The sequence below is a fragment of the Iodobacter fluviatilis genome, from assembly GCF_900451195.1.
Lineage (GTDB): Bacteria > Pseudomonadota > Gammaproteobacteria > Burkholderiales > Chitinibacteraceae > Iodobacter > Iodobacter fluviatilis.
In genome coordinates, this window is the sequence record NZ_UGHR01000001.1 from 1,480,217 (window position 1) to 1,506,504 (window position 26,288).

Sequence of the window (26,288 nt, forward strand, 5' to 3'; positions counted from 1 at the left end):
CCTGTGTGTGCTAACTAATGGGTTCTTCGTAATAAACAAAGAAAAAAAGTTGACGATTATGCTCTCGGCACGGGGCTTAAATCTCCCCTTGAAACACGCCGGAGCGAGGAACAAGCGGGGCGGGGTTTCGGCCAGGGAGCGAGGCACGAGCCAATCCCGCCCGCCGCCGACTCGATTGTCCACAGCGAAGGGGCCTTCGTGTTTCGTGGGGTCGCCTTCTTTGCTTACTTTCTTGGCGAAGCAAGAAAGTGAGTCCCGGCGGGGATCCCGCACCTAAATAAACGTGCCGAAGGCACTAAAAAGGTCTTTTTGACTTTGCTTAGTGCATACGCGGGTTTCACCCGCCCTAAGCATGATGTAACGCTTGTTTATTACTCCGGCAGATTCATGTTCTGCCTCTTTTAAGGGAAATAAAAATGAAAAAAATCGCTTTACTACTGGCCGCTGTCTGCGTTTCTGCTACTGCTTTTGCTCATGAATACAAGGCAGGTGAGATTCGGGTGGTGCATCCGTATTCTGTGCCTACCTTGCCGGGTAAAGACATTGGCTCGGTGTATATCGGGCTGGAAAACAAAGGTTCTGCAGATGATCAGCTGATTGCGGCAAGCAGCGATCGGGCTGATCGGGTAGAGATTCACACCATGACGATGGAGGGTGATGTAATGAAAATGCGCCAGGTGCCGGAGCTAGAAGTGAAAGGCGGTGAAACGATCAAGATGAAGCCGGGCATGGGCTATCACCTGATGATTTTTGGCGTGAAACAGCCGCTAAAAGCAGGGGATAAATTTCCGCTTAAATTGCAGTTCAAAAAATCAGGATCGGTAGAGGTTTCGGTGATGGTGCAGGAGCGTGATGCGGGCGTTAAGGCCGCAGAAGGGCACTTCCATTAATTCTGAACAGCAGGGTTCGGTGGAGGTCATTGAGTAGTGTGCTTTTAAAGTCGCTGACTTATACAGGCGCACAGTGCCTCACAGAGGGGACCATCAGACTGTGGTGATCTCTGTGAAGTGCTGTGCGTTTTAAGTTGGATAGGATTGCTCTGTAAACATGCTTTCTTTCTGCTTAAATATTTCTTATTAAGCAAGAATATTGTATGTGTATTTACTTAATTTTTTCTTATGGGCTTAGCAACTATTTGCCGTTCATCATTTTATTTATCAAATATTTTTATGTTTATGTCTTTATCATAAGCATAAAAAGCCAATATCTGCGCTAGATCAAGCAATCTTCTGTCATTAAAAGCCAAGCTCTTGCCTGGCTCCTGGTATATTCCCCTGGGCGTATTCCCTTACATTAAAAATAGCAGCGCTAAAAGTGAGTATTTACGCGGCATTGCGGGGATTTTGCACATTGCGAATCTATAAAATTTACGTCGCCTTAGTGTTGTTTTTAAGAATGAAGTTCCTTCGGTGTGAAAATTACCGGCTAAAAAGTGGTTATTTTTAGTAACGCATTCGACTGTTTGTAAGGTATTAATAGTAGCAACATAACACTCACACTCATTAAGGATGCCCAGATGGCAAATCAGTCTAGCCACCCTAAAGGCCTCTACCTTTTATTCGCCACTGAAATGTGGGAGCGCTTTTCTTACTATGGTAACCGTGCCTTACTCGCACTGTTTATGATTTCAGCCTTGTCGTTTGATAAGCACTTTACCTCGGCGCTGTATGGCCAATATACGGGCCTGGTTTATTTGGCACCCTTGGTGGGTGGCTATGTAGCTGATCGGTTCTGGGGTAATCGCCGCTCTATTGTGGTGGGCGGTTTGCTGATGGCGCTGGGGCAGTTTCTCTTGTTCTTTGCGGGTACTTGGTTTCAAGAAGCTAAAATTGCAATCCCGCTGTTTTACAGTGGCTTAGGCTTTATTATTGCGGGAAATGGCTTTTTTAAACCCAATATCTCGACCATGGTTGGCCAGCTGTATGAGCCCAACGACAGTCGCAAAGACACCGCCTACACCATTTTTTATATGGGGATTAACTTAGGCTCGTTTATGGCTCCGCTGATTTGCGGCGCTTTGGGTGACACAGGTAATCCGGCTGATTTCCGTTGGGGCTTCTTAACGGCCGGCTTAGGTATGCTGATTTCTCTGGCTATCTTTATCACTTTCCGTGATAAATATCTGGTTGATCCGGCAGGTAAATTAATTGGTCAGGCACCTGGTAAAATCAGTGCAGAAGAGCGTGCGAAACGCGATACCCCACTCACGCAGGTGGATATCGAGCGCATTATCGTGATTGGCGTATTGTCATTCTTCGTGATTTTCTTCTGGTCTGCATTTGAGCAAGCAGGTGTTTCGCTGACATTCTTTGCTGCCGAATCGCTGGATCGTGAAGTATTGGGTTTCGTCGTTCCCACATCATGGTTCCAATCTTTAAACCCAGTGTTTGTGCTGATTTTTGCGCCAGTGTTGGCTTCACTTTGGACATTCTTGTCGAAAAGAGGCGCAGAGCCTAGCTCGCCGACCAAAATGGCTTGGGGTCTGTTATTCCTTGGCTTTGGTTATATCGTGATTGCGATGGCGGTAAAGCATATCGAGCCGGGCGTAAAAGTATCGATCATGTGGTTGGTCACCATGTACTGGTTGCACACCATGGGCGAGTTATGCCTTTCCCCGATTGGCTTGTCTTTGGTGAATAAGTTAGCGCCTGCACGCTTTGCATCGCTCTTGATGGCTGTTTGGTTTACAGCCAGTGCGGCTGCAAACTGGTTTGCCGGTATTTTGGCGGGTTTTTATCCAGAAGCAGGTCAAGCTGTGCCAAGTTTTATGGGCTACCAAATCAATGGCATCTATGAATTCTTTATGTTGTTTGTAGGGATGGCGATGGCCGCTGCTGCACTCTTGCTCTTATCGACCAAGAAACTGCAAAAAATGATGCACCCGGAAGTGGCTTAAGTATCGTCTGTCATTGATACCTGAGTGATGGCCCGTTTCAATGAAACGGGCCATTTTTATTTATTCCGCGAAGCGCCCTAAGCGCGGCTGCTGAAGTGGTTTCAGAGTGCGTTTTCCTGTTTATTAGCAAAAAATATGCGATAGAAGCCAGTATTAGCAAACTTCCGGCTCGCTCAGATCGGTACTCCGGCGTAAAATGCCATCCCATGCAAAATCCATCTCTTCCTTCTCATCCAATTGGTGTGTTCGATTCTGGCGTAGGCGGTTTAACCGTAGTGCGTGCTTTGATGGACAGACTGCCGTTTGAAAATATCATTTATTTTGGCGATACCGCCCGTGTGCCTTACGGGGTGAAATCGGTGGATACCATCGCTCATTTCACGCAGGAAATCGCACAGTTTCTGCAAAACCAGCAGGTAAAAATGCTGATTATTGCCTGTAATACCATGGCGGCAGTGGCGGCTGATCTGGTGCGGGCCAGCGCCAATGTGCCAGTGCTAGACGTGATTGAAGCGGGTGCCAAAAATGCGGTGGATGTGAGCTGGACTGGCGGCATTGGTGTGATCGGTACGCCAGCCACCATTAACTCCAACGCCTATGCCCGAGCGATTCATCAGCTCAACCCTGGCTACCGCGTGTATTCACAAGCTTGCCCGTTGTTTGTGCCGCTGGTAGAAGAGGGGTGGCTGGATCATCCGGTAACCAAACTCACGGCGCAGGAATATTTAAAGCCCGTTTTCGTGGAAAAAATCGACACGCTGGTTCTGGGCTGTACCCACTACCCGCTGATTAAACCGCTGCTTTTAGATGTAGTGGGCGGGCGGATGAAGCTGGTGGATTCAGCTTTATCCATTGCCGATCAGGCTGCCGATTTGCTGCAATCTTCCGGCATGGCTAATCCATCTCATCAGGCCCCGGATTATCGCTTTTACGTGACCGATGTGCCGGTGAAATTCCAGAGTATCGGCGAGCGCTTTCTGGGGCGCAGCCTGAATAAGATTGAGCGGGTGAATCTTTAGTTCTAATCGCATTTAAAGGATCGTCATTCCCGAGTGGTTTTATCGGGAATCCAGAGGCTTTGCTGGACCCCCGATAAAACAACTCGGGGGCGACGATTTTGACGGTGTTGATGCAGCAAGCTTACTGACATCTCCCTATAAACACACTTGTGTATCCAGTTTGCCCGCTTGCAAGCGGTGCAGGGTGGTGGCGATATGGGCGGCTCTTTCTTGGTTTTTCCACGGCGATTGGGCCAGTGCTTCCTGCATATCGGCATAGCCTGCCGCACGGCGCCGGGCTATGGATGGGCGGGAGAATTCAGCATCGCTGCAAGAGCCTTCTTCTGCGCTGGGGGTGTAAGTAATGTGCACAATATCAATATGGCGTTGTGGCACATCCATTGCGCTTTCCTTGCCTACGGCTTTAGTGTCTGGCGAGGCTTGGGCCAGTGCGCGGCGCAGATTATGCGTGGTGCAGGCGGCTTCTACCTGAGTATTACGGCTGGCATACTGGATTTCTTTTTGCCGCCATGCCACGGCATCCATGCTGGTAGGAAGCGGGCCTTCGGCGCTCCATAAATCCACCATAAACACCAGCAAATCATCTTCGCCTTTGTCATCCAGAATGGCATTTAAAGGTGTGTTGCTGACGCAGCCCCCATCCCAATAATACTCATCACCAATTTTTGTGGCTGCAAAGCCAGGGGGTAGCGAGCCGCTGGCAAGCACATGCTCGGCTTCAATTTTTTGTGTGGCAGAATCAAAAAATACCAGCTCACCTGTATCCACTTTGGTGGCTCCCAGTGTCAGTCTGGCTGTTTTGCCTGCATTTAAATTTTCAAATGACGCTAAATCACGCAGCGTGCTGAGCATTGGGGTAGTGTCGCAAAAGCTGGCCTGATCGGTGGGCAGTGATGGCAATAAGAGCGGGCTGGGCATACGTGGCAGCCAGAAATTGGGCTGGCCTAGTAACATGGCTTCAGCAACGTTGAATTGATTAAATGCCCACAGGCTTTTGCCTGATAAAAAGCTGCCCCAGCCATCCGGGCGGGAAATCGATTCCCATAGTGTTTCCAGTTTTTCAAGACGCAGATCCGGCGGGTTGCTGGCAATAACAGCCGCATTAATTGCGCCGATAGAAATACCTGTTACCCAATCAGGCTCAAAGCCCGCTTCTTGCATCGCAGCATAAGCACCAATGTGATAAGCGCCTAAGGCACCTCCACCTTGCAGTACCAGAACCACTTTTGGGGATTTTGTCGATTTTTTGCTTGCCGCAGCCATCTCAGTCACTCCATACCATGTTACGAATGGCTCCTTAAAATTTTTTAAGGAGGAATGCATCTTCGCTGGGTACTTACAAAATGCATGAAAAATTTGGCGAAGTGCTTTCAATAAGATAGATGATGGTCTATGGATTTTCTATTTAGTTTCTTATTTTTTTCTTTCTTACAAATTATTTTTTTAGAAAGAATTTACGGTTGGGCTGGCTTGCTATCCATTTCTTGCTGCAGTTTTTCCAGCGAATCTAGGATATGAAGGAATTTTTCACCCAGAGGGGTAAGGGCATATTCAACGCGCGGCGGCAGCTCTGGGTAGATGGTTTTTTCTAAAATGCCAAATTCCATATTTTTGCGTAAGCACTCGTTCAGCACTTTAGTGCTCAGCCCTTCTACGCAGCGCACCATCTCGCCAGGGCGCTTGATGCCGTTCGCCAGAAGGCTGAATACAGTCAGCGACCATTTGCAGCCGCAGATGGTTTCCACCATGCGTGCACTGCGCTCTGGTGCTGCTTTTTTAGAAAATTTTTTGCTTTGTTCGATCATCAAGATGTACCAATTTGTGCCTGCCCCACCATTTTGTACCTGGTTTTCTTGGGGTTAGGGGGGAAATAAACTCTGTTTCACATCTTACTGTTTAACGGAGACACAGCAATGAAAAACTTAAATCAAACCATTGCCCTTATTGTGGGCGGCTCAAGCGGTATGGGGCTGAGCACGGCAAAGCGCTTATCAGAGCAAGGTATTAAAACTGTGATTGTGGGCCGCTCCGCCGCCAAATTAGCGCAAGCTCAACAGCAATTAGCTGGCTTTGGTGAAATTGAAACCCTGCAGGCTGATTTATCCAATGCAGGGGATATTGAGCGCTTAATTCACTTTGCCAAAAATCATGAGCAGCATATTAAATATTTGGTGAATGCAGCAGGCTCATTTAACCCTAAATCATTTCTGGAGCATGGCGCGCAGGATTACGATCAGTATTTAAATTTAAATCGTGCTACTTTTTTTATTACCCAGGCCGTGGCTAAAAATATGGTGGCGAACGGGGGCGGATCAATTGTCAATATTGGCTCAATGTGGGCTAAGCAGGCGATTAAAGCCACGCCTTCATCGGCTTATTCAATGGCTAAAGCGGGTTTGCATTCATTCACCCAGCATTTGGCCATGGAATTAGCAGCGCACCATATCCGCGTGAATGCGGTTTCGCCTGCTGTAGTTAAAACACCAATTTATCAGTCGTTTATCGAGGCGGAGCAAATCGATGCCGTAATGGCTTCATTTAATGCTTTCCATCCAATAGGCAGGATTGCAGAGCCAGATGATGTGGCAAAGGTGATTGCGTTTTTACTGAGTGATCAGGCTGGCTGGGTAACGGGGGCGGTTTGGGATGTGGATGGTGGGGTGATGGCAGGTCGTAATTAGTTAAGTCTGATTGCCTGTAAGGCTTGGCCGATATTGGCCAAGCCCTGTAAAGCGGCTTTTATTTGCCATAACCCAAGGTTTCTATTTGCACAATTTTATTATTGATGGCATTGATTCTGACCATCAGGCGGTTGGGGCCAAAGTTGTAAGTCCAGATCTGATGCTCGGCAGCCCTCCTGTCTGGATCAACCATGGTTTTGCCATGCCGGTTGGTATAGGTGGCAGGCACGCTGTATTCTCTTTTGTCGCTGGGTGGCCCGCATTTTTCTTCAGCCATAAATAATGGATCGCCGGTGCTGACAAGGCTTTGCTCACAACGCATCGAATCTGCATAGGCCATGATGCTGGAGCAAAAAAAGGCAATAAAGCAGAATGTTTTCATGGTGATGCCTTGAGAGTGGGGGCGTTTAAGTGATAAGCATGAAGTAAAAGCAGGCAGATCATGCCTTTGGCTAGGTCTCTACACAATGGCAATATTTATATTTAATAACAGTTGTTTACATGTTTTCTGCAATCACTTTTAAAAAATCATCGCCATATTTTTCTAGCTTTCTATCGCCAATGCCCGAAACGCGGGACATTTCGTAATGATCCCCCGGGCGCAACCTCACCATTTCTTTGAGCGTGGCGTCACCAAAAATAATATAGGCCGGTACGTTTTGCTCGTCTGCCAATTCTTTGCGGCGGCGGCGCAGCGCTTGCCAGAGGGCCTGATCGGAGCTGGTGACAAAGTCGCTGTCTTTTTCACCCTTGTAATTAAACTTCTCGGTGCGCTCGCGTAAAAATAGCGATGTTTCACCCTTGAGTAGCGGCCTTGCCGCATCGGTCAGCTCCAGCCCGCCATGGCCGGATTCATTCAGGCGGACTGCACCACGGGCCAGAAGCTGCCGGAATACCGCACGCCAGCCGGATTCGTCCACCTCTTTGCCGATGCCAAAGGTGGTGATGCGATCATGAAAATGCTCTTTGACCTTGGGGGTGGCCTTGCCCTGTAAAATATCCACCAGATGGCCTACACCAAAGCGATTGCCGGTTCTAAAGATACACGATAGCGCTTTTCTGGCGGCTTCCGTCATTTCCACCAATTTGGGTGGGTTGAGGCAATTATCGCAATTGCCGCAGGGCTGGCTTTCTTCGCCAAAATAGCCCAGCAGCGTCTGGCGGCGGCAGGCGGTGGCTTCGACTAAACCCAGCATGGCGTCGAGCTTGCGCCGCTCCACCAGCTTTTGCATATCGGGTGAGCCGGAGTTATCAATCATGCTATTGAGCAAAATTAAATCTTGCAGGCCGTAAGCCAGCCAAGTGTTTGCAGGCAAGCCATCGCGGCCCGCACGGCCGGTTTCCTGATAATAATTTTCTATGCTTTTGGGTAAATCGAGGTGGGCCACAAAGCGCACATCGGGTTTGTCGATGCCCATGCCAAAGGCAATCGTCGCCACCATCACCACGCCTTCCTGGCGAATAAATTGCTGCTGATTCTTAGTGCGCACACTGACATCTAGCCCGGCGTGATAGGGCAGGGCGTTGATTTCTTTGCTGCGTAGCCAAGCTGCTGTGTCTTCTACTTTTTTGCGGCTGAGGCAATACACAATGCCCGAATCGCCTTCGTGTTCGCGGCGGATAAAGGTGAGCAGCTGATCGCGGGCGTTTTTTTTCTCGACCATGGCATAGCGCAAATTGGGCCGATCAAAGCTGGAGACAAATTTTTGTGCGTCCTCAAGCCGCAGCCGCTCTATCATTTCGTTGCGCGTGGCATGATCCGCCGTGGCGGTAAGGGCAATACGCGGAATACCTGGGAATTCATCAGCAAGGAGAGACAGCGCCAGATATTCCGGCCTAAAATCATGACCCCATTGCGAGACGCAATGCGCCTCATCGATCGCAAACAGGCCAATATGTGCGCGTTTGAGCAGCGCCATAAAGCGCGGCGTCACCAGCCGCTCTGGTGCCACATACAGCATCTTGAGCTGACCATTGATAAACGCATTTTCTACATCGCGTGCCTCATCCTGATTTAAGCTTGAATTCAAATAAGCCGCGGCAACCCCCAGCTCTTTTAAGGCATCTACCTGATCTTGCATTAGCGCAATCAATGGCGAAACCACTACGCCGCAGCCATCCCGCAGCAGGGCGGGGATCTGATAACAAAGCGATTTCCCCCCGCCAGTCGGCATTAAAACCAGCGCATCCCCACCCCCTGCCACATGGCTGACAATGGTTTCCTGCTCACCGCGAAAACTACGGTAACCAAAGACGTGTTCGAGGACTGAATGGGGGGACATGGCGAATCTATATATGCAGCAAAGGTGGGATTGTACCCGTGTGGGGGGCGAAGCTAAAACTTGGCGTGGTTTGGGGGGAAGATTTACATGGGGTTGGTATGTAATATAGCGAGGTACTGACCTGCCAGATTTTGGCATGAAGTAAAAATGGCGTTTTACCTGTTGTTTGTAATCAAGCTCAAAAGCAATGTTTTTTTAGTGCCTTCGGCACATTATTTTTGGTGCGGCATCCCCGCTGGGACTCACTTTCTTGCTTCGCCAAGAAAGTAAGCAAAGAAGGCGACCCCGACCAGCACGAAGGCCCCTCACTGCGGATAATCGGCTCGGCGAAAAAGGCTGCTCGCTCGCTGCCTCGCTACCCCTTTTCCGAAACCCCGAGTCGCTTATTCCTCGCTTCGGCGTGCTTCAAGGGGACTTTAAAGCCCCATGCAAAGAGCGTGGTTATGGTGCTTTGCCATTTGTATGCCATTAAAAAATCAAGTGCAGGGCTTTAGCAAGTAGGGCGCACTACGAAGCGTAGTGCGCCGTGGGGCGATTTTTTTTTGTACTCTCTACAGTATTTATTTCATGGCATTGAATTAAACTTAATCTGCTCCGCCAAAATCGCTTTAGCCCGTGGCCCGAAGCTGGTCAGGTTTGAAAGCGTGGCATTATGATGTGCAGTTATTTGTGCGGCAGTCAAAACACCATTGTCCATTGTGGAATGGCCGTCAGCAATTAGCGTAACAGGGTAGCCTAGGGCAAGGGCGCGGCGGGTGGTGGTGTCTACGCAAAAATCACTTTGTAAGCCACAGATGATTAAGTGCGCTGTGCCTAAGTTTTTAAGCAGGCTATCGAGCTGGGTATTGTGGAAGGAATCCGATGCCGTTTTTCTGATCAATAAATCATCCGGCTGGGCTTGCAAACCCGCAGCCAGCTGCCAGCCATCTGTGCCGTATTCAAGCAGGCCATCATTGGCTTCATGCTGGATATAGATCACTGGCACGCTATTTTGGCGTGCTAATTGGGCCACAGTATTAATCCGGCTAATCACTTGCGCGGCTTCAAAGGCGGCATATTCGCCGCTGCAGAGTGCTTCTTGCACATCAATAATCAGCATTGCGGTTTTCATCGTGGCCTTGTTGTGAAAAATAATTTGAAAGACAGATTGCTTTGATTTATTGCTTTGGGCAATTTTAAATTAAGTATGGATAGCCGGGGTTAAAACTTTATGAGCTCTGTACGCATTGATTTAGCTACTGCCAGATCAGTATAAAAAAAGGCCATCCCATAGGGTTGGCCTTTTGTTGATTTGCAGCTTATTAAGTTGGTTTATTTAATCTCAGCCCCATCAATCCCCAAGCGGCTCGCTAAGCCCAAGCCATAAGCCGGATCGGCTTTATAACAATGGCGCAGCTGGCGCACTTGGATTTCTCTGACGGTGACCTGGCTGAGTGCACCGGCCATATTGTCCAGCAGGCGCTCCTGTGCCTCTTTGCCGATTAGGCGGAATAAATCACCGGCCTGGATGTAATCATCAGGCTGATCTTGCAGCGGGTTGTAGCGATCTGCGCCGCCGTGAATGGCCAAAGGCGGTTCAGCTGCGCTTGGGTCTTCAACTGGGCCGCCAAAGCTGTTTGGCTCGTAGCTTGGGTAGGCGCTGCCGTTGTAGTTGCCGGTCTGCATTTGCCCGTCACGGTGGTAGTTGTGGAACGGGCATTTAGGCGCGTTCACCGGCAGCTGGCCGTGGTTCACACCAAGGCGATAGCGCTGGGCATCACCGTAAGCAAATAAACGGCCTTGCAGCATTTTATCTGGCGAAAAGCTGATGCCAGGCACCACATTGGCTGGGTTATGCGCCGATTGCTCGACTTCGGCATGGTAGTTTTCTGCGTTGCGGTTCAGCTCCAGAATACCTACTTCATGCAGTGGGAAATCACCGTGTGGCCATACTTTGGTCAGATCGAAGGGGTTGATGGCGTAGTTATCTGCTTCGGCTTCTGTCATCAGCTGCACACACATTTTCCAGCGCGGGAAATCACCGTTTTCGATGCTGTTGTATAAATCGCGCTGAGAGCTTTCTCTATCGTTTGCCACCACGGCTGCGGCTTCAGCATTGCTGTAGTTTTCAATGCCTTGCATGCTTTTAAAGTGGAATTTCACCCAAGTGCGCTTATTGTCTGCATTAATCAGGCTAAAGGTGTGGCTGCCAAAGCCGTGCATCTGGCGATAGTTTTTAGGCAGGCCGCGATCGCTCATCACAATGGTGATTTGGTGCAGGGCTTCGGGCAGGCTGGACCAAAAGTCCCACTGCGAATTGGCATTAAACATATTGGTGCGCGGGTCGCGTTTCACCACATGGTTTAGATCTGGGAATTTCAGCGGGTCGCGTAAGAAGAACACGGGTGTGTTATTGCCAACTAAATCCCAGTTGCCTTCCTCGGTATAAAACTTAATCGAGAAACCGCGGATATCGCGCTCGGCATCCGCCGCACCGCGCTCACCGGCTACGGTAGAAAAGCGCATAAACAGCGGCGTTTCCTTGCCGATTTCAGCAAAAATCTTGGCCTTGCTGTAGGGGCTGATGTCGTGGGTCACGGTGAATTTACCGTAAGCGCCCGAGCCTTTGGCGTGCATTCTGCGCTCTGGAATCACTTCACGATTAAAGTGCGCCATCTTTTCCATATACCAAACATCTTGCATCAGCATCGGGCCGCGCGGGCCTGCTGTCATGGCGTGCTGGTTATCGCTGACGGGTGCGCCTGCTGCTGTGGTGAGTTTTTTAGATGACATGATTTGCTTCCTTTGCTTAACGCTGCAGGCATGGGTAGGGCAGTGGACAACCTGCTCAGCGCTTGGTTTGGGATTACTGCATCCAGACAAGACTGGCAAGCAGCTCGCAAAAGAGTTCCCCCAAAGACATTTCTTGCTTCATGGTGGCCTCGCTTTTGTTGAAAACGATTATGCAATTTTGTGATAGCCAAAACAAATTGATTGTTTAAATGTGATTGATAGTTTTTATCGTTGCAAGTGCAGGATCTTTATCACTGTTGTTCAGTAATCGCTGTAATGAGGGATTTGCTGACAGGCGGCAACAGCGGAGCAGCGTAAGTGGATGACTTACTCTTCTGATTAGAAACACCAATGTCATGTTTTTGGGGCGCTTGGTAATATCATGAAAATCTAATGCTCTTTAAACAGAGCAAATCGCGCGGTTTCAACGAGGCATTTCCCCTGATGAAATATAAATCTCTTCTGAGCATGCTGATGCTGGGCGTGCTTACAGCTTGTGGTGGCAGTGGCAGCTCTGATTCACCATCCGTTTCACCCCCGGTAAATGTGCCCATCAGCAGCAGTGATGCAAGTTTAATTGCGACGGCGGTTAAAAATGGCAGTACGGCAGGGCTAAACGCTTCACATCGCACACTGTTATTGCAGCAGGCTTTGCTGCTGGCTCAGCGCTATCAGCAGCAGAACAATACCGCGCTAAGCGATATCTATGGCGGTGCCAGCCTTGATCTGACGCTTAATTTAAGCAAAAACAGCAATTTAATTACGCCAAGCCTGTCTACCATGGCCACGCCATTAATGGTGTCGGATGAAGGCCGAGGCATGGCGGCAATCAGCCAATATGGCAAGGGGCGCGGTCTGGCTTATGGCGCGGATGTGCTGGCTTGGATGGCCGATCAATCAAAAGAGAATCAGCACTTTGCTTTGTTCAGCCGTGCCTTTAATTGGGTGGTAACAGGCAAGGCGGCTGGGCCATTACCCGCCACCGTTAAATTTGCCACGGCGGGCTACGATGCTAGGAGTGTGACTAAACTGCTGACCCGCATGGGCAAAACGCCGCAAGCCCAGGCCTGCGATCTGGCCGCCAGCACCAATAGCTGCTGGCAGGATGCCGACGTGTTGTTCTTTGGCGCGGGGGTACGAGACGATGCGGAGCTAAGCCGCCAGGTCCGTAAATATTTAGAAAGCGGCAAAGCTGTGATCTATATGCACCCCAACTGGGGAGATTCGACAGGCGGGCGCAAAGTATTGCAAGCCCTAGGCATGGATTTGGGTGGCTATGGCGGTAACTATTTTGCAAGCACGGCGGGAATGTCGGCAGGCAGCCAGCGTACGGTGAGTGATGCCCTTAAGCAGGGGGACAAGCTGGCGCTGTTGATACAAGCCATTCAACAGATGAGCAGTAGCAGCGTAAGCCTAGATTTAAGTAAAGACACCTCGTCTGCCGATGCGATTACGGCAATACATAAAGAGCTGGATAGCTTGCAGAGTACGGGGGGAGATGTGTTTGCAGAGCCTACTGCAGATCTTCATCAGCTGCTGGTTTTGTGGGCGGATCTGTACCGCCCAGATATTGAATACGGCAAAATTAATCGCAGCACTCAGCCTGCCGAATTTTTGCGCACCTATGCTTCTGATTCATGGCTGGCATTTAACCGTGCGAATACCACGGTGGCTCGCGCGGGGCAGGGCGATTTTATGCCGCAGGCTGCGCAGCAATTACCAGTAAGCGGCAGTGCCGAAACGATTGAAGTGACGATAGCTCAGGCTGATGGCGTAACGGCGATTGGCAGGGCTGCAGTACCAGGTAAGCCGGTTTATATCGAAGTGCTGGCAAGTAATGGCAAGCTGGGCGTGCAAAGTAATTATCTGCGCACCTGGGGCAACCCGCTAACCGATGATGTGAGCGAGGGCTATAAGCGCCCACGCCGTCCGCACTCGTTTACGATTCCGCTTAAATCAAGCGGTGAAACGGTATTGGTAACACCTTTTGGCGGCCCGCTGTATTTAAATTATGTGGGTGCTACTGCAGGCCAAAGTGTGACGTTGAAAATTCGTGGTGCAGCCAAATATGCTCACTTTGATTTCACTAAGGAGCAAAGTGATGCAGAGATCAACGAGGCCATTGCCGCTTTAAAGCGTAAAGATTTTGGCTGGCAAACCGCCAAGTTTGTGGGGGGCGAAATCCAGCAGACCATTCATTACGCCAACGAGGCGATGGGCAATCTGGAGCCTAAAGTCTATATCGTCGATCAAATCAAAGGCATGTTGTTCGATTCAAACCATATTGCCAATGGCTACAGCAATATGCCGATGTCGGCTAATGTGGCCACGTTGTGTACGCAACTGGGCTGGACGTGCGACGGGCCAATCCACAGCGCACCGGGTGTGCAGCATTTTGTAGGCTGGATAGCGGCTTGCGGCTATCTGTGTTCAGGTAATCCTTCGGATGGCTTTGCCGGGATCAGCGGCACAGGCTGGGGGCACGCCCATGAGCTGGGCCACAACACCGTGCAGCGTGTGATGCATATCGAGCTCAATGGCAAAGGCTGCCTCGTTGAGTGTGATAACAATATCCTAGCCAGCGCCCATATGATGCGCCAGTACGCACTCACCGGAATAGATAACGGTCATATCACTGATCACCCCGCTCTTTATCAGTACATTGTGCAAAACCGCCAAAGTGGCAAGAGTGGTGAAGCACAACGTGCCGATATGGAAAATCGCCTCTGGGGTGGTGATACTCAGGACCCGATGCGGGCGGTGCATTTTCAGCTGGCTTTTCTGTTCAGTAAATACCGAGCCAAAGAAGCTGTGCCGGGTATGCAGGCCAGCATGGATTACTTTACCCTGCTGACAAAAGCCGATCGCTTGGTGAGCAAGGAATGGGAAGCCGGCAATAAATATGGCATGAGCCGTTACGCCAATAACACCATCAGCAATCATGAGCTGCTCTATGTCTTAAGCTCCAAAATCATCGGGCAGGATGTGCGTAAAATATTTGTGATGTATGGCCTGCCACTTAGCCAGAGCGCGCTGGATTCGGTGGCCGATCTAAAGCTGCCGCTTGCCACAGAGCAGTTTTATGCGCTTACTCAAAAGAAATTCAACCAGGTTTCCAGTGGCAAATGGCTGGATCTATCTGCATCAACCCCAGCCTATCCGCAATAAATGGCCTATATAGAGAAAAGCCCACGGTGAACGTGGGCTTTTTATTGGGCAAATCATAGTCTGAGCATTGCATAGCGATTGGATGAGCAAGCCCTTTAATCAAACACCTTCACTTCATTCGTATGATCTTGCTTGCAATGGCTGATATGGCCGGCCATTTCGCTGAGGCTGTGGGCTTGGGCGGGGTTGATATCTAGGCCCATTTCGCCCATTTCAAGTGCGAGTGCCAGCTCTTGCAGTGCGGGTACATATTGCAGATTAGCGGCTTGTTTGTAGTGTTTAACGGCCAGCTGAAGATCTTGATTTACATAGTCGCCATAGCGATACCAGTTGCCTAGGGTGTAGATCGCGGCCGGGTCGTGGTTTTGGGCCGCGGTTTCTACCATGGCGATGCCTTTAGCCTGGTCCTTAGCGCCGCCTTCGCCTTTAAGCGTCATCATGCCCAGCTGATAAAGCCCCTGTTTACCGGCAGTACTAAACCAGAGCCGTGCTTTTTGGGCATTTTGCGTCACGCCTGTGCCTTTTAAATAGGCAAGACCCAGCTGGTAGCGGGATTTTTGATCGCCTGCTTCGGCTGATTTTTCATACCATTTTGCGGCTTCTTGTTTGTCTTCTGTTTGCTCGGCAATCAGCCTTGCTGCAAGCGGGTGGCCTGCATTTGCGATTTCTTTCAGCTGTGACTGAGCTGCATTTAATTTAAGCTGTTGCACGGCGGCATCGGGCATGGCCAATGCTTGGTTTTGTTTGTGCTGTTGATATTGTTTGATGCCGGTTGCCATCGCAATAAGTACGGCAAGGGCGAGTATCCATTGTGTGGATTTGGAAAAAGCTTTCATAAAAACTCCAAATCTGCCTGCCCAGGCAGGCAGCCAAGGCAGGCAGATTTTATTGCAGTGACAAGTTTGCTTACTTAAATCTTATTTGCTCAGGTCAATACGGAATACCGATGCGCTCTTGTCCGCTTTGGTGGAATCAAGAAACACATTGTCGATTTTGTCCTGACGCGCCACGCTTTCAGCTGCCGCATCTGCTGAAGATTCAAACAGCACCTTGCCCGCTGTTTTAACCTTGGCAAAACGCCAGTTGGCTACTGCGCCTTGTTTTGCCAGCGTCAGTGTTTTTTGCGCTTTCACGTAGTTAATAATGATTTCACGGTTGCCTTCGCCGCTGTCGATAATTGTTTTGCTGCCATCAAGGCCAGCAAAGCCGCCACCACCGCTGGCACGGTAGTTATTGGTCACAACGATGAATTCAGCTTTCAGATCCAGCGGTTTGCCATCAAAGGTGATATTGACGATACGGCTGCCTTTATCTTTGGTGACGTCAATTTCGTAAGAAATGCCGCTGATCTGGTCAAAGTTATACGAAGGGAAGCTGCCGTTGATTAAGTCCTGATCCGCTGTTTTGCTTGGATCAATTTTATTAAATTGCTCGGCCGCTTTTTCTAACCAAAGTTTGACCGCCGCGCCATCAATCTTCACGGCTTGTAAGGTATTTGGATAGAGATACAGGTCGGCAATGTTTTTGATCGCTACATCGCCTGCCGCAATGTCGGTAAAGCCCGTGCCACGGAAGTTCACTTTAAAGGGAGCAGCTGACGAGAGGATAGGCAGCTTGGCGTATTGCGGTGCATTGGCCTTGATATAGCTGGCTACATAATCGGTTTGTGCCAAATTAATCAGTTGCATCGATGAAGTTGCACCCACTTGCGAGAAGAAGGAGCTGATGCGGTAGTCCGTTTTGCCAACTGCGCCGGTGACATATTTAATGGTGCCCAGATGCTCTTTTTCGATCAGCTTGGCGATTTCTGCTTTAACCGGTACGGCAGTCACTACGCCTGCGGCATCTTTACTGCTGACTGATTTGAGCTCACCTTGCGAATTATTGGTTTTCCATGCTTTGCCATCGAATTCCAGATTCAACTTCAGCACGCCCAGTGTGTTGCCCCAGAAGCCGGACATCACGGTTGGAACGCCGTTGACCAGGCCTTTTTCGTTATCAACATTTTTGATACCGGCGTAGTTCTTTTTATCCGGGAAGAAGCTGTGCGAGTGGCCGGAAACAATCGCGGTAATGCCTGGTACGTCTTTAGCTAGGTAGTAAACGGCGTTTTCCATGCTTGGGCTGTATTCAGCCGCAGAAATGCCGCTGTGCGCCAGCGCAACCACGATATCCGCACCCTTGGCTTTCATTTCCGGAACGTATTTTTTTGCCGCGTCCACAATGCCTAATACGCTGACTTTGCCATCCAGATTACGTTTGTCCCAATCCATAATGCCAGGAGGAGTAAAGCCGATCACACCGACTTTCAGCTTGATATCTTTACCATCTGCGCTTTTAAAGGTGCGATCCAGAATGACATAAGGATCAAACAGCGGCTTGCCATCGCTGGCGTTATTCACATTCGATGTGATCAGCGGGAAAGCCGGGCCTGTACATTTTTGACCTGCTTCCGGGCCAGCCTTCATGGAAGTGCCCGTTACTTGGCCAAGGTATTTCAGACCGTAGTTAAACTCGTGATTACCGATATTACCGGCATCATATTTCATTAAATTCATGGCTTTATGGATTGCCAGCGGCGTATCGCATTTGACCGGCTCAACTTGCGACTGGAAGTCGGAAAGCGATGTGCCCTGAATGGTGTCGCCATCATCAACCAGCAGATTGTTCGGGTTTTCTTTACGCGCAGCATCGATCAGCGTGGCGGTGCGTTCAAAACCAAGGGTATTGTCTTCGGTGGTTTTGTAGTAATCGTAGCTCAGCACATTGGCGTGCAAATCGGTGGTTTGCAGTACGGCTAAATCAAGCTTGGTGCCTGCGGCTGGGGGCGGGGTGACCGGTGCAGCGGCGGGCGTGTCTGTATCGCTGTCATTGCATGCTGCTAAAAGCAGCGAGCTGCAAATTAAGCTGGCTAGTAATGTGATGCGCATTGCTCTCTCTTATGCCCTTGGGCTTTTATGTGAAGGCGCGAGAGTAAGGTTTGAACTTTGCAGTAAGACTATATTTGTGTTGCAAAATGGTTAATTTTTTATGACGCTGGGTTTCTTGTGCTCTTGAATTATCAAAAAAGGCAATAGCCTGCTCAGTATTCACATGACAGATTGAAGAAAATAGCTTGGGCAGGCCAAATCGGGCTTGCTGTTTTTCCAGGCTATTTTTGAGTGCTTTGCTGCCTGATGTAATCCATGTAAGGCCAGAGGCCATCCTTCAGCTGTAAATCTATCGTATTTCGCTCTGATTACCCCTTAAAGCGCATCAGGCCGCTATCCGGGCAGAACACTGGAAATGCAGTGCCGTCTGTGGTTAGCCATTTAAGACATTTTTGCGTTTTATCAGCTGCAGATGCACGGATTGGCGGTGGGCGGGTTTATTTGCATCGCCATAGTTCTGCACGATGCGCAGAAAACCGGCAAAATAGCGGGTTGAATCCGCGTGGCGTGGTTTTGTTTGATTATTTCAGGCACGGTCTAAAATAATCAAATCAAGCGCATTGCGCGCACCTTGAATTTCGGAAAGACAGAATGTTAAGAATAAATGAAGTAAAACTGCCGCTCGATCATTCGGAAGACGAGCTGAAACAGGCACTGCTTAAGCGTCTTGCGGTGTCAGAGTCTGATCTGATCAGCTTTAGTATCTTTAAACGTAGCTACGATGCACGTAAACGTGCTGCCATCCTGCTGATTTACTCTCTTGATGCAGAAGTCAAAAATGAAGCGGCGGTGCTGAAGCGTTTGAAAGCCGATCGCCACATCATGGTATCGCCTGATATTGAATACCAATATGTAGGCCACGCGCCGGAAGGATTGACTGATCGCCCCGTTGTGATTGGTACCGGCCCCTGTGGCTTGTTTGCTGGCCTGTTACTGGCGCAAATGGGCTTCAAGCCAATTATTTTAGAGCGTGGTAAGGCCGTGCGTGAGCGCACCAAAGACACTTGGGGCTTGTGGCGCAAGGGCGTGCTAAATCCTGAATCAAATGTGCAATACGGAGAAGGCGGCGCGGGTACGTTTTCTGACGGCAAGCTTTATAGCCAGATTAAAGACCCTAAGCATCTTGGACATAAAGTATTACAAGAGTTTGTAAAAGCGGGCGCGCCGGACGAGATTATGTACGTCAGCAAACCCCATATTGGTACGTTCCGCTTAGTCAGCATGGTTGAAAGCATGCGTGCCAATATTATTGAGCTTGGCGGCGAAGTGCGCTTTTCCAGCAAGGTAGAGCAGCTGATTTTGCAGGATGGCCAGGTGGAAGGCGTTGAGCTGGCCGGTGGCGAAAAAATCCATTCTAAGCATGTGGTGCTGGCAATTGGCCATAGCGCACGCGATACCTTTTACAAATTATTCGAGCAGGGCGTGTATATGGAGGCCAAGCCGTTTTCTCTGGGTTTCCGTGTAGAGCATCCGCAAACCGTGATTGATACTGCCCGTTTTGGCCCAAGCGCAGGCCATCCGATTTTGGGCGCGGCAGATTACAAACTGGTGCACCACGCCAGCAATGGCCGTTCGGTGTACAGCTTCTGTATGTGCCCCGGTGGTACGGTGGTGGCCGCTGCATCCGAGCCTGGCCGGGTAGTCACCAACGGTATGAGCCAGTATTCGCGTAATGAGCGCAATGCCAATGCCGCAATTGTGGTGGGAATTACGCCGGAAGAAGATTTCCCTGGCCATCCGTTGGCAGGGATTGAGCTGCAGCGTAAGTGGGAAAGTAAGGCTTTTGAAGTGGGCGGCAGTACTTATCAGGCCCCAGCTCAAAAACTGGGTGATTTCCTTGCGGGCAAGCCTTCAAGCGAATTTGGTGTGGTGGTGCCTTCGTATACACCTGGTGTGCATTTAACTGACTTGGCCGATTGCTTACCTGAATACGCCATTACTGCTATTCGCGAAGCAATGCCTGCCTTTGATAAGCAAATTAAAGGCTTTGGCATGAGTGACGCGCTGTTTACCGGCGTGGAAACGCGTACTTCTTCACCGGTACGGATCAAGCGTGATAACGACACGCTGCAAAGCATCAATACCAAGGGTCTGTTCCCTGCAGGTGAAGGCGCGGGTTACGCAGGCGGCATTTTATCGGCCGGGGTGGATGGCATTAAAATTGCCGAGGCGGTGGCTTTAAGCATATTGAATAAGCAGTCTTAAAATCTGCAGATAAATACTTTGTTTTTGCATCAAACCGTGGGCACTTTTGTGCCCACGGGCGTATTGATTGATCTGGATTAAAAATCTTTCTAAGAAATTACTTCCAAGCTTGCTTAATATTCATACAAGCAGGCAGACGGGAGTGGTGAGATGGAAGCAATAGATAAGCTGGTTTTAGCCCGCCAGCTCCCCAATCAGGCAGTGGCGCTGGTGCTGGCCGGTGGCCGGGGCTCTCGTTTAAAAGATTTAACCAATCATCGCGCCAAGCCTGCGGTGCATTTTGGTGGCAAGTACCGGATTATTGATTTTGCCCTGTCTAATTGCCTGAATTCCGGCATTCGCCGCATTGGCGTAATTACCCAATATAAATCGCATAGCCTGCTCCGGCATTTACAGCGCGGCTGGTCTTTTTTGCGTAATGAAATGAATGAATTTATTGATCTTTTGCCTGCGCAGCAAAGGGTGGATGAAGAACACTGGTATCGCGGCACCGCCGATGCAGTATTTCAGAATCTGGATATTATCCGCAGCTACAGAGCGCAATATGTGGTGATTCTGGCGGGGGACCATATTTATAAAATGGATTACTCCCGCATGCTGCTCGATCATGTTGAAAACAACGCGGCCTGCACCATTGCCTGTATCGAAGTGGATCGGGTTGACGCCTCTGCTTTTGGCGTAATGGCGGTGGATGAAGAGCGAAAAATCACCGCCTTTATTGAAAAACCGACCGATCCGCCCGCTATGCCTAATAAAAGCGATAAAGCTTTGGCATCGATGGGCGTGTATGTTTTTAATGCGGATTATATTAATCGCATGCTGGCCGAAGATCTGGCCGATGAAGAATCCTCCCACGATTTTGGTAAAGATATTATTCCGCGCATTGTGGCCGAAGGCCGTGCGCTGGCCCATCCGTTCAGCGCCTCCTGCGTATCGAGCGATGCCAGTGCCGCGCCCTACTGGCGGGATGTGGGTACGGTAGATGCTTATTGGGAAGCCAATTTAGACCTCGCGTCGGTGCTGCCAGAGCTGGATATTTACGATAAAAACTGGCCCATCTGGACCCACCAAGAGCAATTGTCACCCGCCAAATTTGTGCAGGATATCAACGGCAGCCACGGCATGACTTTAAATTCGCTGGTCTCTGGCGGCTGCATTGTTTCTGGCTCTTTGGTTAATAACTCGGTGCTGTTTTCTAAAGTGCGTTTGCATTCTTTTTGTGCCATTGATTCGGCAGTCATTTTGCCATCGGTCACCGTAGGCCGCTCCAGCCGACTGCGCCGCTGTGTAATCGACCGAGGTTGCCAAATTCCTGAAGGCACGGTGATTGGCGAGGACCGCAGCAAAGACGAGCAACGTTTTTATTGCTCTGAAGGCGGCGTGGTGCTGGTCACAAGGGAAATGCTGGCGAAGCTGTGATCAGAGATCAGGAGTGAGGCTTAGGTTGGGTTGGCTGGTTTATTCGCAGCTTTTGGCGGATAAATCGGCGTAACCCAATATGCACAGGTGAAAAAATCCCATGTAGAAACTAGGAAGTTGCACTCACGACATAAAACCACGACACAGTAAATAAATCGTATTAAAAAACCGGTAATCATCTTAGGTTTTCCCGGTGTTCTTAGTGTCCGCATCATTTTTGTAAAAACCAATTCAAGGGTAGCCATTTATGCGCGTGTTACATGTTTGTGCCGAGCTGTTTCCGCTGTTAAAAACCGGCGGGCTGGCTGATGTGGCGGGGGCTTTGCCGCTGGCGCTGGGGGCTTTGGCTTGCGATGTGCGCGTGCTCTTGCCGGGCTTTCCGGCGATTTTGGCGGGGCTGAATATGGATGGCGAAGTGGCTGCCGTTAACAGCATGGCAGGGCCGGTGAGGATTTTATTTGGCCATACGGACAGCGGCATTGCCGTGTATGTGATTGATGCGCCGCATTGCTTTGATCGCCCTGGCAGCCCATATCTTGATGTGGGGCAGCAGCCTTATAGTGATAATCATCTGCGTTTTGCTCTTTTGGGCTGGGTGGCCGCAAGGCTGGCCAGCGGTCTGGATTCATACTGGCGGGCAGAGCTGGTGCATGCTCATGATTGGCATGCGGGCCTTGTACCCGCTTACTTAGTGGCTGCGGGGCGGCCTGCAAAAAGCGTGTTTACCGTGCACAACCTAGCGTATCAGGGCGTGTTTCCGGCCGCCGCTTTTGCCAGCTTAGAACTACCGCCTGAGTTTTTTTCGCTGGAAGGGCTGGAGTTTCACGGCAAGATTTCTTTTATGAAAGCAGGGCTGTATTTTTGTGACCATATCACGACTGTTTCCCCGCGTTATGCCTGTGAAATCACCCATGACGAGCAGGGTTGCGGCTTAGATGGCCTGCTCAGAACCCGCAAAGCCGATCTAAGCGGCATCTTAAATGGCGTAGATGATCAGGTATGGAGCCCGAATCTTGACCCGCTGATCGCCGCTAATTACAGCTTAGAAAAAATGCAGGGCAAGGCTAAATGCAAGCTGGATATGCAAATACGCATGGGTTTGGATCAATGCAGCGATCAGCCGCTGTTTGCTGTAGTCAGCCGCCTCACTGAGCAAAAAGGCTTGCATCTGGTGCTGGCCGCGCTGGATGAAATCACCCGTCGTGGCGGGCAGTTTGTGCTGCTGGGTGGGGGAGATACGGCCTTGGAAGGCGCATTTAAAGCCGCTGCAGCAGCCAATCCCACGCAAATAGCTGTGCAAATTGGCTACGACGAAGCCTGCTCGCACCGCATTATGGCGGCCGCCGATGTGCTGCTTGTGCCCAGCCGCTTTGAACCCTGCGGCCTTACTCAGCTCTATGCCCTGAAATACGGCGCTTTGCCGCTGGTGCGGCGGGTGGGTGGGCTGGCCGATACAGTGATTGATTGCAGCCTAGAAAACCTAGAAGACGCCAGCGCTACCGGCTTTGTCTTCGATGATTTTAATACCACCGCCCTGACAAAAGCGCTGCGTCGCGCCTTTATCCTATGGCATCGGCCTAAAGACTGGAAAACCACCCGCCGCAGCGCCATGCAAGTCGATTTTGGCTGGAGCGCCGCGGCAGCGCAGTATATGGCTTTGTATGAAAGGTTGATTGGTGAATGAGGGTAAAAAAGTCTGTAGACACAGAGAATGCTGAGGACACAGAGCGCACTGAGAAAAGCAATTTCTGGATTAGGCCGCTGGCGAGGGTTTTGAGTTTTTTCAATAAAAAATGATTGTTAAGCTCGTTAATAACTGATGTTACGCAGCCAAACCCAAATCTTGAAACACGAAGAAAAACAAGGCTTGAATTAAGTTGTTTCATAGGTTTTTAGTGTTTAATACCCAGCGATTAGAATTCGTATCGCAGCGAGTAGCACGGGGCTTAAATCTCCCCTTGAAACACGCCGGAGCGAGGAACAAGCGGGGCGGGGTTTCGGCCAGGGAGCGAGGAACGAGCCAATCCCGCCTGCCGCCGACTCGATTGTCCGCAGCGCAGGGGCTTTCGTGTTTCGTGGGGCGGCCTTCTTTGCTTCCTTTCTTGGTCGTTCAAGAAAGGGAGTCCCCCGCGGGGATACCGCGCCAAAATTAACGTGCCGAAGGCACTAAAAAGATGATCACTGCGTAACATCAGTTAATAAGGCATGTAACAAGCAGTTGATGTTTCTTATAAAGGAGCACCCCATGACGGTATCTTTTGAATACGATTCGCCCGGTAATGACAGCGATGCTTTAAAACATGCCATTGCCAATAAGCTGGTGTTTTTTATTGGTAAAGATCCGATTGTGGCTCAACCTAAAGATTGGTTGAATGCCACTTTTTTGGCGGTGCGTGATAGGCTGGTGGAGCGCTGGATGCGCACCACACGGGCGCAGTATTCTCAGGATTTAAAGCGGGTTTATTATTTATCGATGGAGTTTCTAATTGGCCGCGCTTTATCCAATGCGCTCCTAGCGTTGGAATTATTTGAGCCGGTCAAAGAGGCTCTCGATGAAATGGGCGTGGATTTAAATGAGATTCTGGATTACGAGCCGGATGCGGCTTTGGGTAATGGCGGGCTGGGCAGGCTGGCTGCGTGTTTTTTAGATTCAATGGCCACTATGGGCGTGCCGGGTTTTGCTTATGGTATTCGTTATGATTTTGGCATGTTTAAGCAGCGCATTATTGATGGCCAGCAAGTCGAAGCGCCCGACACTTGGTTGTCTGCTTTAAATGTGTGGGAATTTCCCAGAGATGAAGTTCAATATGTGGTGCAATTTGGCGGCCGTATAGAAACAGCAGGCAATACGGTGCGTTGGCTGGATACGCAAGATGTATTGGCGATGGCTTATGATTATATAATTCCTGGCTATCAGACCACCGCAACCAATACACTCAGGCTTTGGTCGGCCAGGGCTTCGCGCAGCATTAATTTACATATGTTCAATCAGGGGGATTATATTGCTGCGGTAGAGGAAAAAAACCATAGTGAAAATGTTTCTAGAGTTTTATACCCTGATGATTCTACTCAGCATGGTAAAGAATTAAGACTGCGGCAAGAATATTTCTTTGTTTCAGCGTCTTTACAGGATATTGTGCACCGTTATTTATTAACCCATGAAGATTTTAATCAGCTGAGCGATAAAGCTGCTATTCATTTAAACGATACACATCCTGTGCTGGCGGTGCCAGAATTAATGCGAATTTTAATGGATGAATATCATCTTGATTGGGATGCCGCTTGGGGATATACGCAAAAGATTTTTTCATACACTAATCATACTTTAATGAGTGAAGCACTCGAAACCTGGCCGGTAGAGATGTTTGCACACTGGCTGCCCCGGCATTTAAAAATTATCTTTGATATTAATGCGAAATTTCTTTCCGGGGTAAAACAGCGCTTTCCGGATGATGCCGATTTAATTCGCCGCGTTTCTTTGGTGGATGAATCGGGCGAGCGAAAAATACGTATGGCTTATATTGCCGTAGTGGCCAGCCATAAAGTGAATGGCGTTTCGGCGCTGCATTCGCAGTTGATGAAATCAACTATCTTTGCCGATTTTGCGCGAATTTTTCCAGAGCGTTTTACTAATGTCACCAATGGTATTACGCCAAGACGCTGGCTGGCTCAGGCCAACCGGCCTTTGGCTGCATTAATTGATCATCAAATAGGCAGAACATGGCGGGTTAATTTAGATGAATTAGCCGAGTTAAAGCCTCTGGCTGAGGATGAAGCGTTTATTACTGATTTTATGCAGGCGAAGCGAGCCAATAAAGAGCGCTTAGTACGCTATATCGCCACGCATTTAGGCGGTGTGGTTTCGCCGGATGCTTTATTTGATGTGCAGGTAAAACGCATTCATGAATATAAACGGCAATTACTTAATTTGTTGCATGTGGTTGCCCGCTATAATTTTATTTTAAAAAATCCAGATGCAGCTACCGTGCCAAGGGTGGTGGTTTTTGCCGGTAAAGCCGCATCGGCTTATAAGCTGGCTAAATTATTGATTCATCTGATGAATGATATTGGTGCAAAAATAAACCATGACAGCCGGGTGGGCGATAAGCTGAAAGTGGTGTTTATTCCCAATTACAGCGTAAGCCTCGCTGAAATCATTATTCCGGCTGCCGATTTATCCGAGCAAATCTCTACTGCAGGCACGGAGGCATCGGGCACAGGCAATATGAAATTTGCATTAAATGGTGCCTTAACAATTGGCACACTGGATGGCGCAAATATTGAAATTGGCCAAGCGGTAGGTGCAGATAATATTTTTATATTTGGCAATAATAGCGATGATGTGCAGCGCCTGCGGCAGGAATCTTATAATCCGCGTGCTGTTTATGAGGCCGATCCGGTTTTGCATGAGGTTTTAAATCAAATTGCATCTGGTTTTTTTAGCCCAGAAGAGCCAGAGCGCTATCGGGTTATTTTTGATTTACTGGTTAATTGGGGAGATCATTATCAATTATTGGCAGATTTTGCAGATTATGTAAAAGTGCAGGGAAAAGTTGATGCGCTGTATTTAAAGCCATTTGAATGGCATAGAAAAGCCCTGCTGAATGTGGCCGGAATGGGACGTTTTTCATCAGATCGCAGTATCAGCGAATACGCCCGTAAAATATGGAATAGCAGCAGTGTTAAATTGTAATGGCTGCCGCAGTGAGTGGTGTTCAATAAAGGGATTACATCTTTTTATGATTATCGATGGCCGTATTTGCAGTGTTATTTTATCAGCGGGCAAAAAATATGTTTTGCGCTAAGCTCTTGTTTTTAGTTTTATACCCAATAGGGTAAAAACATGCAGGTAAAATAGAACGCTCGTTCTGGAGTCGCCGGGTTAATTGTGTGAAAATACGCCATAGATTTAATCC

17 protein-coding genes are annotated in these 26,288 nt (G+C 49.4%); 9 read left to right on the top strand and 8 right to left on the bottom strand.

What is annotated here, in order from left to right:
• The first annotated feature begins 416 nt into the window (after positions 1-416).
• From DYD62_RS06795 to murI, 3 genes are all read left to right on the top strand, one after another.
• Positions 417-890: a copper chaperone PCu(A)C gene (locus tag DYD62_RS06795; protein ID WP_115226643.1), complete on the top strand. Its 474-nt coding sequence runs from the start codon at positions 417-419 to the stop codon at positions 888-890.
• A 626-nt stretch (positions 891-1,516) separates the two neighbouring features.
• The gene (locus tag DYD62_RS06800) at positions 1,517-2,896 is read left to right on the top strand and encodes a peptide MFS transporter (protein ID WP_115226644.1); all 1,380 of its coding nucleotides are present in this window, start codon (positions 1,517-1,519) and stop codon (positions 2,894-2,896) included.
• Between the two features lie 206 nt (positions 2,897-3,102).
• Entirely contained in the window at positions 3,103-3,915 is an 813-nt protein-coding gene (gene murI / locus DYD62_RS06805; RefSeq protein ID WP_046353366.1) for a glutamate racemase, read from the top strand.
• 135 nt (positions 3,916-4,050) lie between these two features.
• On the opposite strand, the gene DYD62_RS06810 is transcribed toward murI, so the two are convergent.
• Together DYD62_RS06810 and DYD62_RS06815 are read right to left on the bottom strand one after the other, a co-directional pair.
• Positions 4,051-5,178, bottom strand: a complete 1,128-nt coding sequence (locus tag DYD62_RS06810) for a patatin-like phospholipase family protein (protein ID WP_115226645.1) — start codon at positions 5,176-5,178, stop codon at positions 4,051-4,053.
• Between the two features lie 191 nt (positions 5,179-5,369).
• Positions 5,370-5,720, bottom strand: a complete 351-nt coding sequence (locus DYD62_RS06815; protein ID WP_115226646.1) for a winged helix-turn-helix transcriptional regulator — start codon at positions 5,718-5,720, stop codon at positions 5,370-5,372.
• Between the two features lie 108 nt (positions 5,721-5,828).
• On the opposite strand from DYD62_RS06815, the gene DYD62_RS06820 reads away from it, so the two are divergent.
• Positions 5,829-6,596: an SDR family NAD(P)-dependent oxidoreductase gene (locus tag DYD62_RS06820; protein WP_115226647.1), complete on the top strand. Its 768-nt coding sequence runs from the start codon at positions 5,829-5,831 to the stop codon at positions 6,594-6,596.
• 58 nt (positions 6,597-6,654) lie between these two features.
• Here the strand turns inward: DYD62_RS06820 and DYD62_RS06825 are convergent, their stop codons facing one another.
• From DYD62_RS06825 to DYD62_RS06840, 4 genes are all read right to left on the bottom strand, one after another.
• Entirely contained in the window at positions 6,655-6,978 is a 324-nt protein-coding gene (locus DYD62_RS06825) for a DUF2845 domain-containing protein (RefSeq protein WP_115226648.1), read from the bottom strand.
• A gap of 115 nt (positions 6,979-7,093) precedes the next feature.
• On the bottom strand, positions 7,094-8,878 hold the full coding sequence (gene recQ / locus DYD62_RS06830; RefSeq protein WP_115226649.1) for a DNA helicase RecQ: 1,785 nt from the start codon (positions 8,876-8,878) through the stop codon (positions 7,094-7,096).
• Positions 8,879-9,443: 565 nt separating this feature from the next.
• Positions 9,444-9,989 (bottom strand): cysteine hydrolase family protein, encoded by a 546-nt coding sequence (locus DYD62_RS06835; RefSeq protein WP_115226650.1) that lies wholly within the window; start codon positions 9,987-9,989, stop codon positions 9,444-9,446.
• Positions 9,990-10,189: 200 nt separating this feature from the next.
• Positions 10,190-11,650 (bottom strand): catalase, encoded by a 1,461-nt coding sequence (locus tag DYD62_RS06840; RefSeq protein WP_115226651.1) that lies wholly within the window; start codon positions 11,648-11,650, stop codon positions 10,190-10,192.
• 444 nt (positions 11,651-12,094) lie between these two features.
• Here DYD62_RS06840 and DYD62_RS06845 point away from each other — a divergent pair, with 444 nt between their 5' ends.
• Positions 12,095-14,818, top strand: a complete 2,724-nt coding sequence (locus DYD62_RS06845) for an ImpA family metalloprotease (RefSeq protein WP_165928680.1) — start codon at positions 12,095-12,097, stop codon at positions 14,816-14,818.
• A 95-nt stretch (positions 14,819-14,913) separates the two neighbouring features.
• On the opposite strand, the gene DYD62_RS06850 is transcribed toward DYD62_RS06845, so the two are convergent.
• Together DYD62_RS06850 and DYD62_RS06855 are read right to left on the bottom strand one after the other, a co-directional pair.
• Positions 14,914-15,654 (bottom strand): tetratricopeptide repeat protein, encoded by a 741-nt coding sequence (locus DYD62_RS06850; RefSeq protein ID WP_115226653.1) that lies wholly within the window; start codon positions 15,652-15,654, stop codon positions 14,914-14,916.
• 81 nt (positions 15,655-15,735) lie between these two features.
• Entirely contained in the window at positions 15,736-17,748 is a 2,013-nt protein-coding gene (locus DYD62_RS06855) for a bifunctional 2',3'-cyclic-nucleotide 2'-phosphodiesterase/3'-nucleotidase (protein WP_115226654.1), read from the bottom strand.
• A gap of 591 nt (positions 17,749-18,339) precedes the next feature.
• Between DYD62_RS06855 and DYD62_RS06865 the strand changes: the two genes are divergently transcribed.
• The 4 genes from DYD62_RS06865 (at position 18,340) to DYD62_RS06880 (ending at position 26,065) form a co-directional block, all read left to right on the top strand.
• Positions 18,340-19,953: an NAD(P)/FAD-dependent oxidoreductase gene (locus tag DYD62_RS06865; RefSeq protein ID WP_115226656.1), complete on the top strand. Its 1,614-nt coding sequence runs from the start codon at positions 18,340-18,342 to the stop codon at positions 19,951-19,953.
• 150 nt (positions 19,954-20,103) lie between these two features.
• Positions 20,104-21,372: a glucose-1-phosphate adenylyltransferase gene (gene glgC / locus DYD62_RS06870; protein WP_115226657.1), complete on the top strand. Its 1,269-nt coding sequence runs from the start codon at positions 20,104-20,106 to the stop codon at positions 21,370-21,372.
• A gap of 247 nt (positions 21,373-21,619) precedes the next feature.
• Positions 21,620-23,056 (top strand): glycogen synthase GlgA, encoded by a 1,437-nt coding sequence (gene glgA / locus DYD62_RS06875; protein WP_115226658.1) that lies wholly within the window; start codon positions 21,620-21,622, stop codon positions 23,054-23,056.
• A gap of 561 nt (positions 23,057-23,617) precedes the next feature.
• Positions 23,618-26,065 carry a glycogen/starch/alpha-glucan phosphorylase gene (locus DYD62_RS06880; protein WP_115226659.1) on the top strand — a complete coding sequence of 816 codons (2,448 nt, stop codon included), beginning with the start codon at positions 23,618-23,620 and terminating at the stop codon, positions 26,063-26,065.
• Positions 26,066-26,288: the final 223 nt, after the last annotated feature.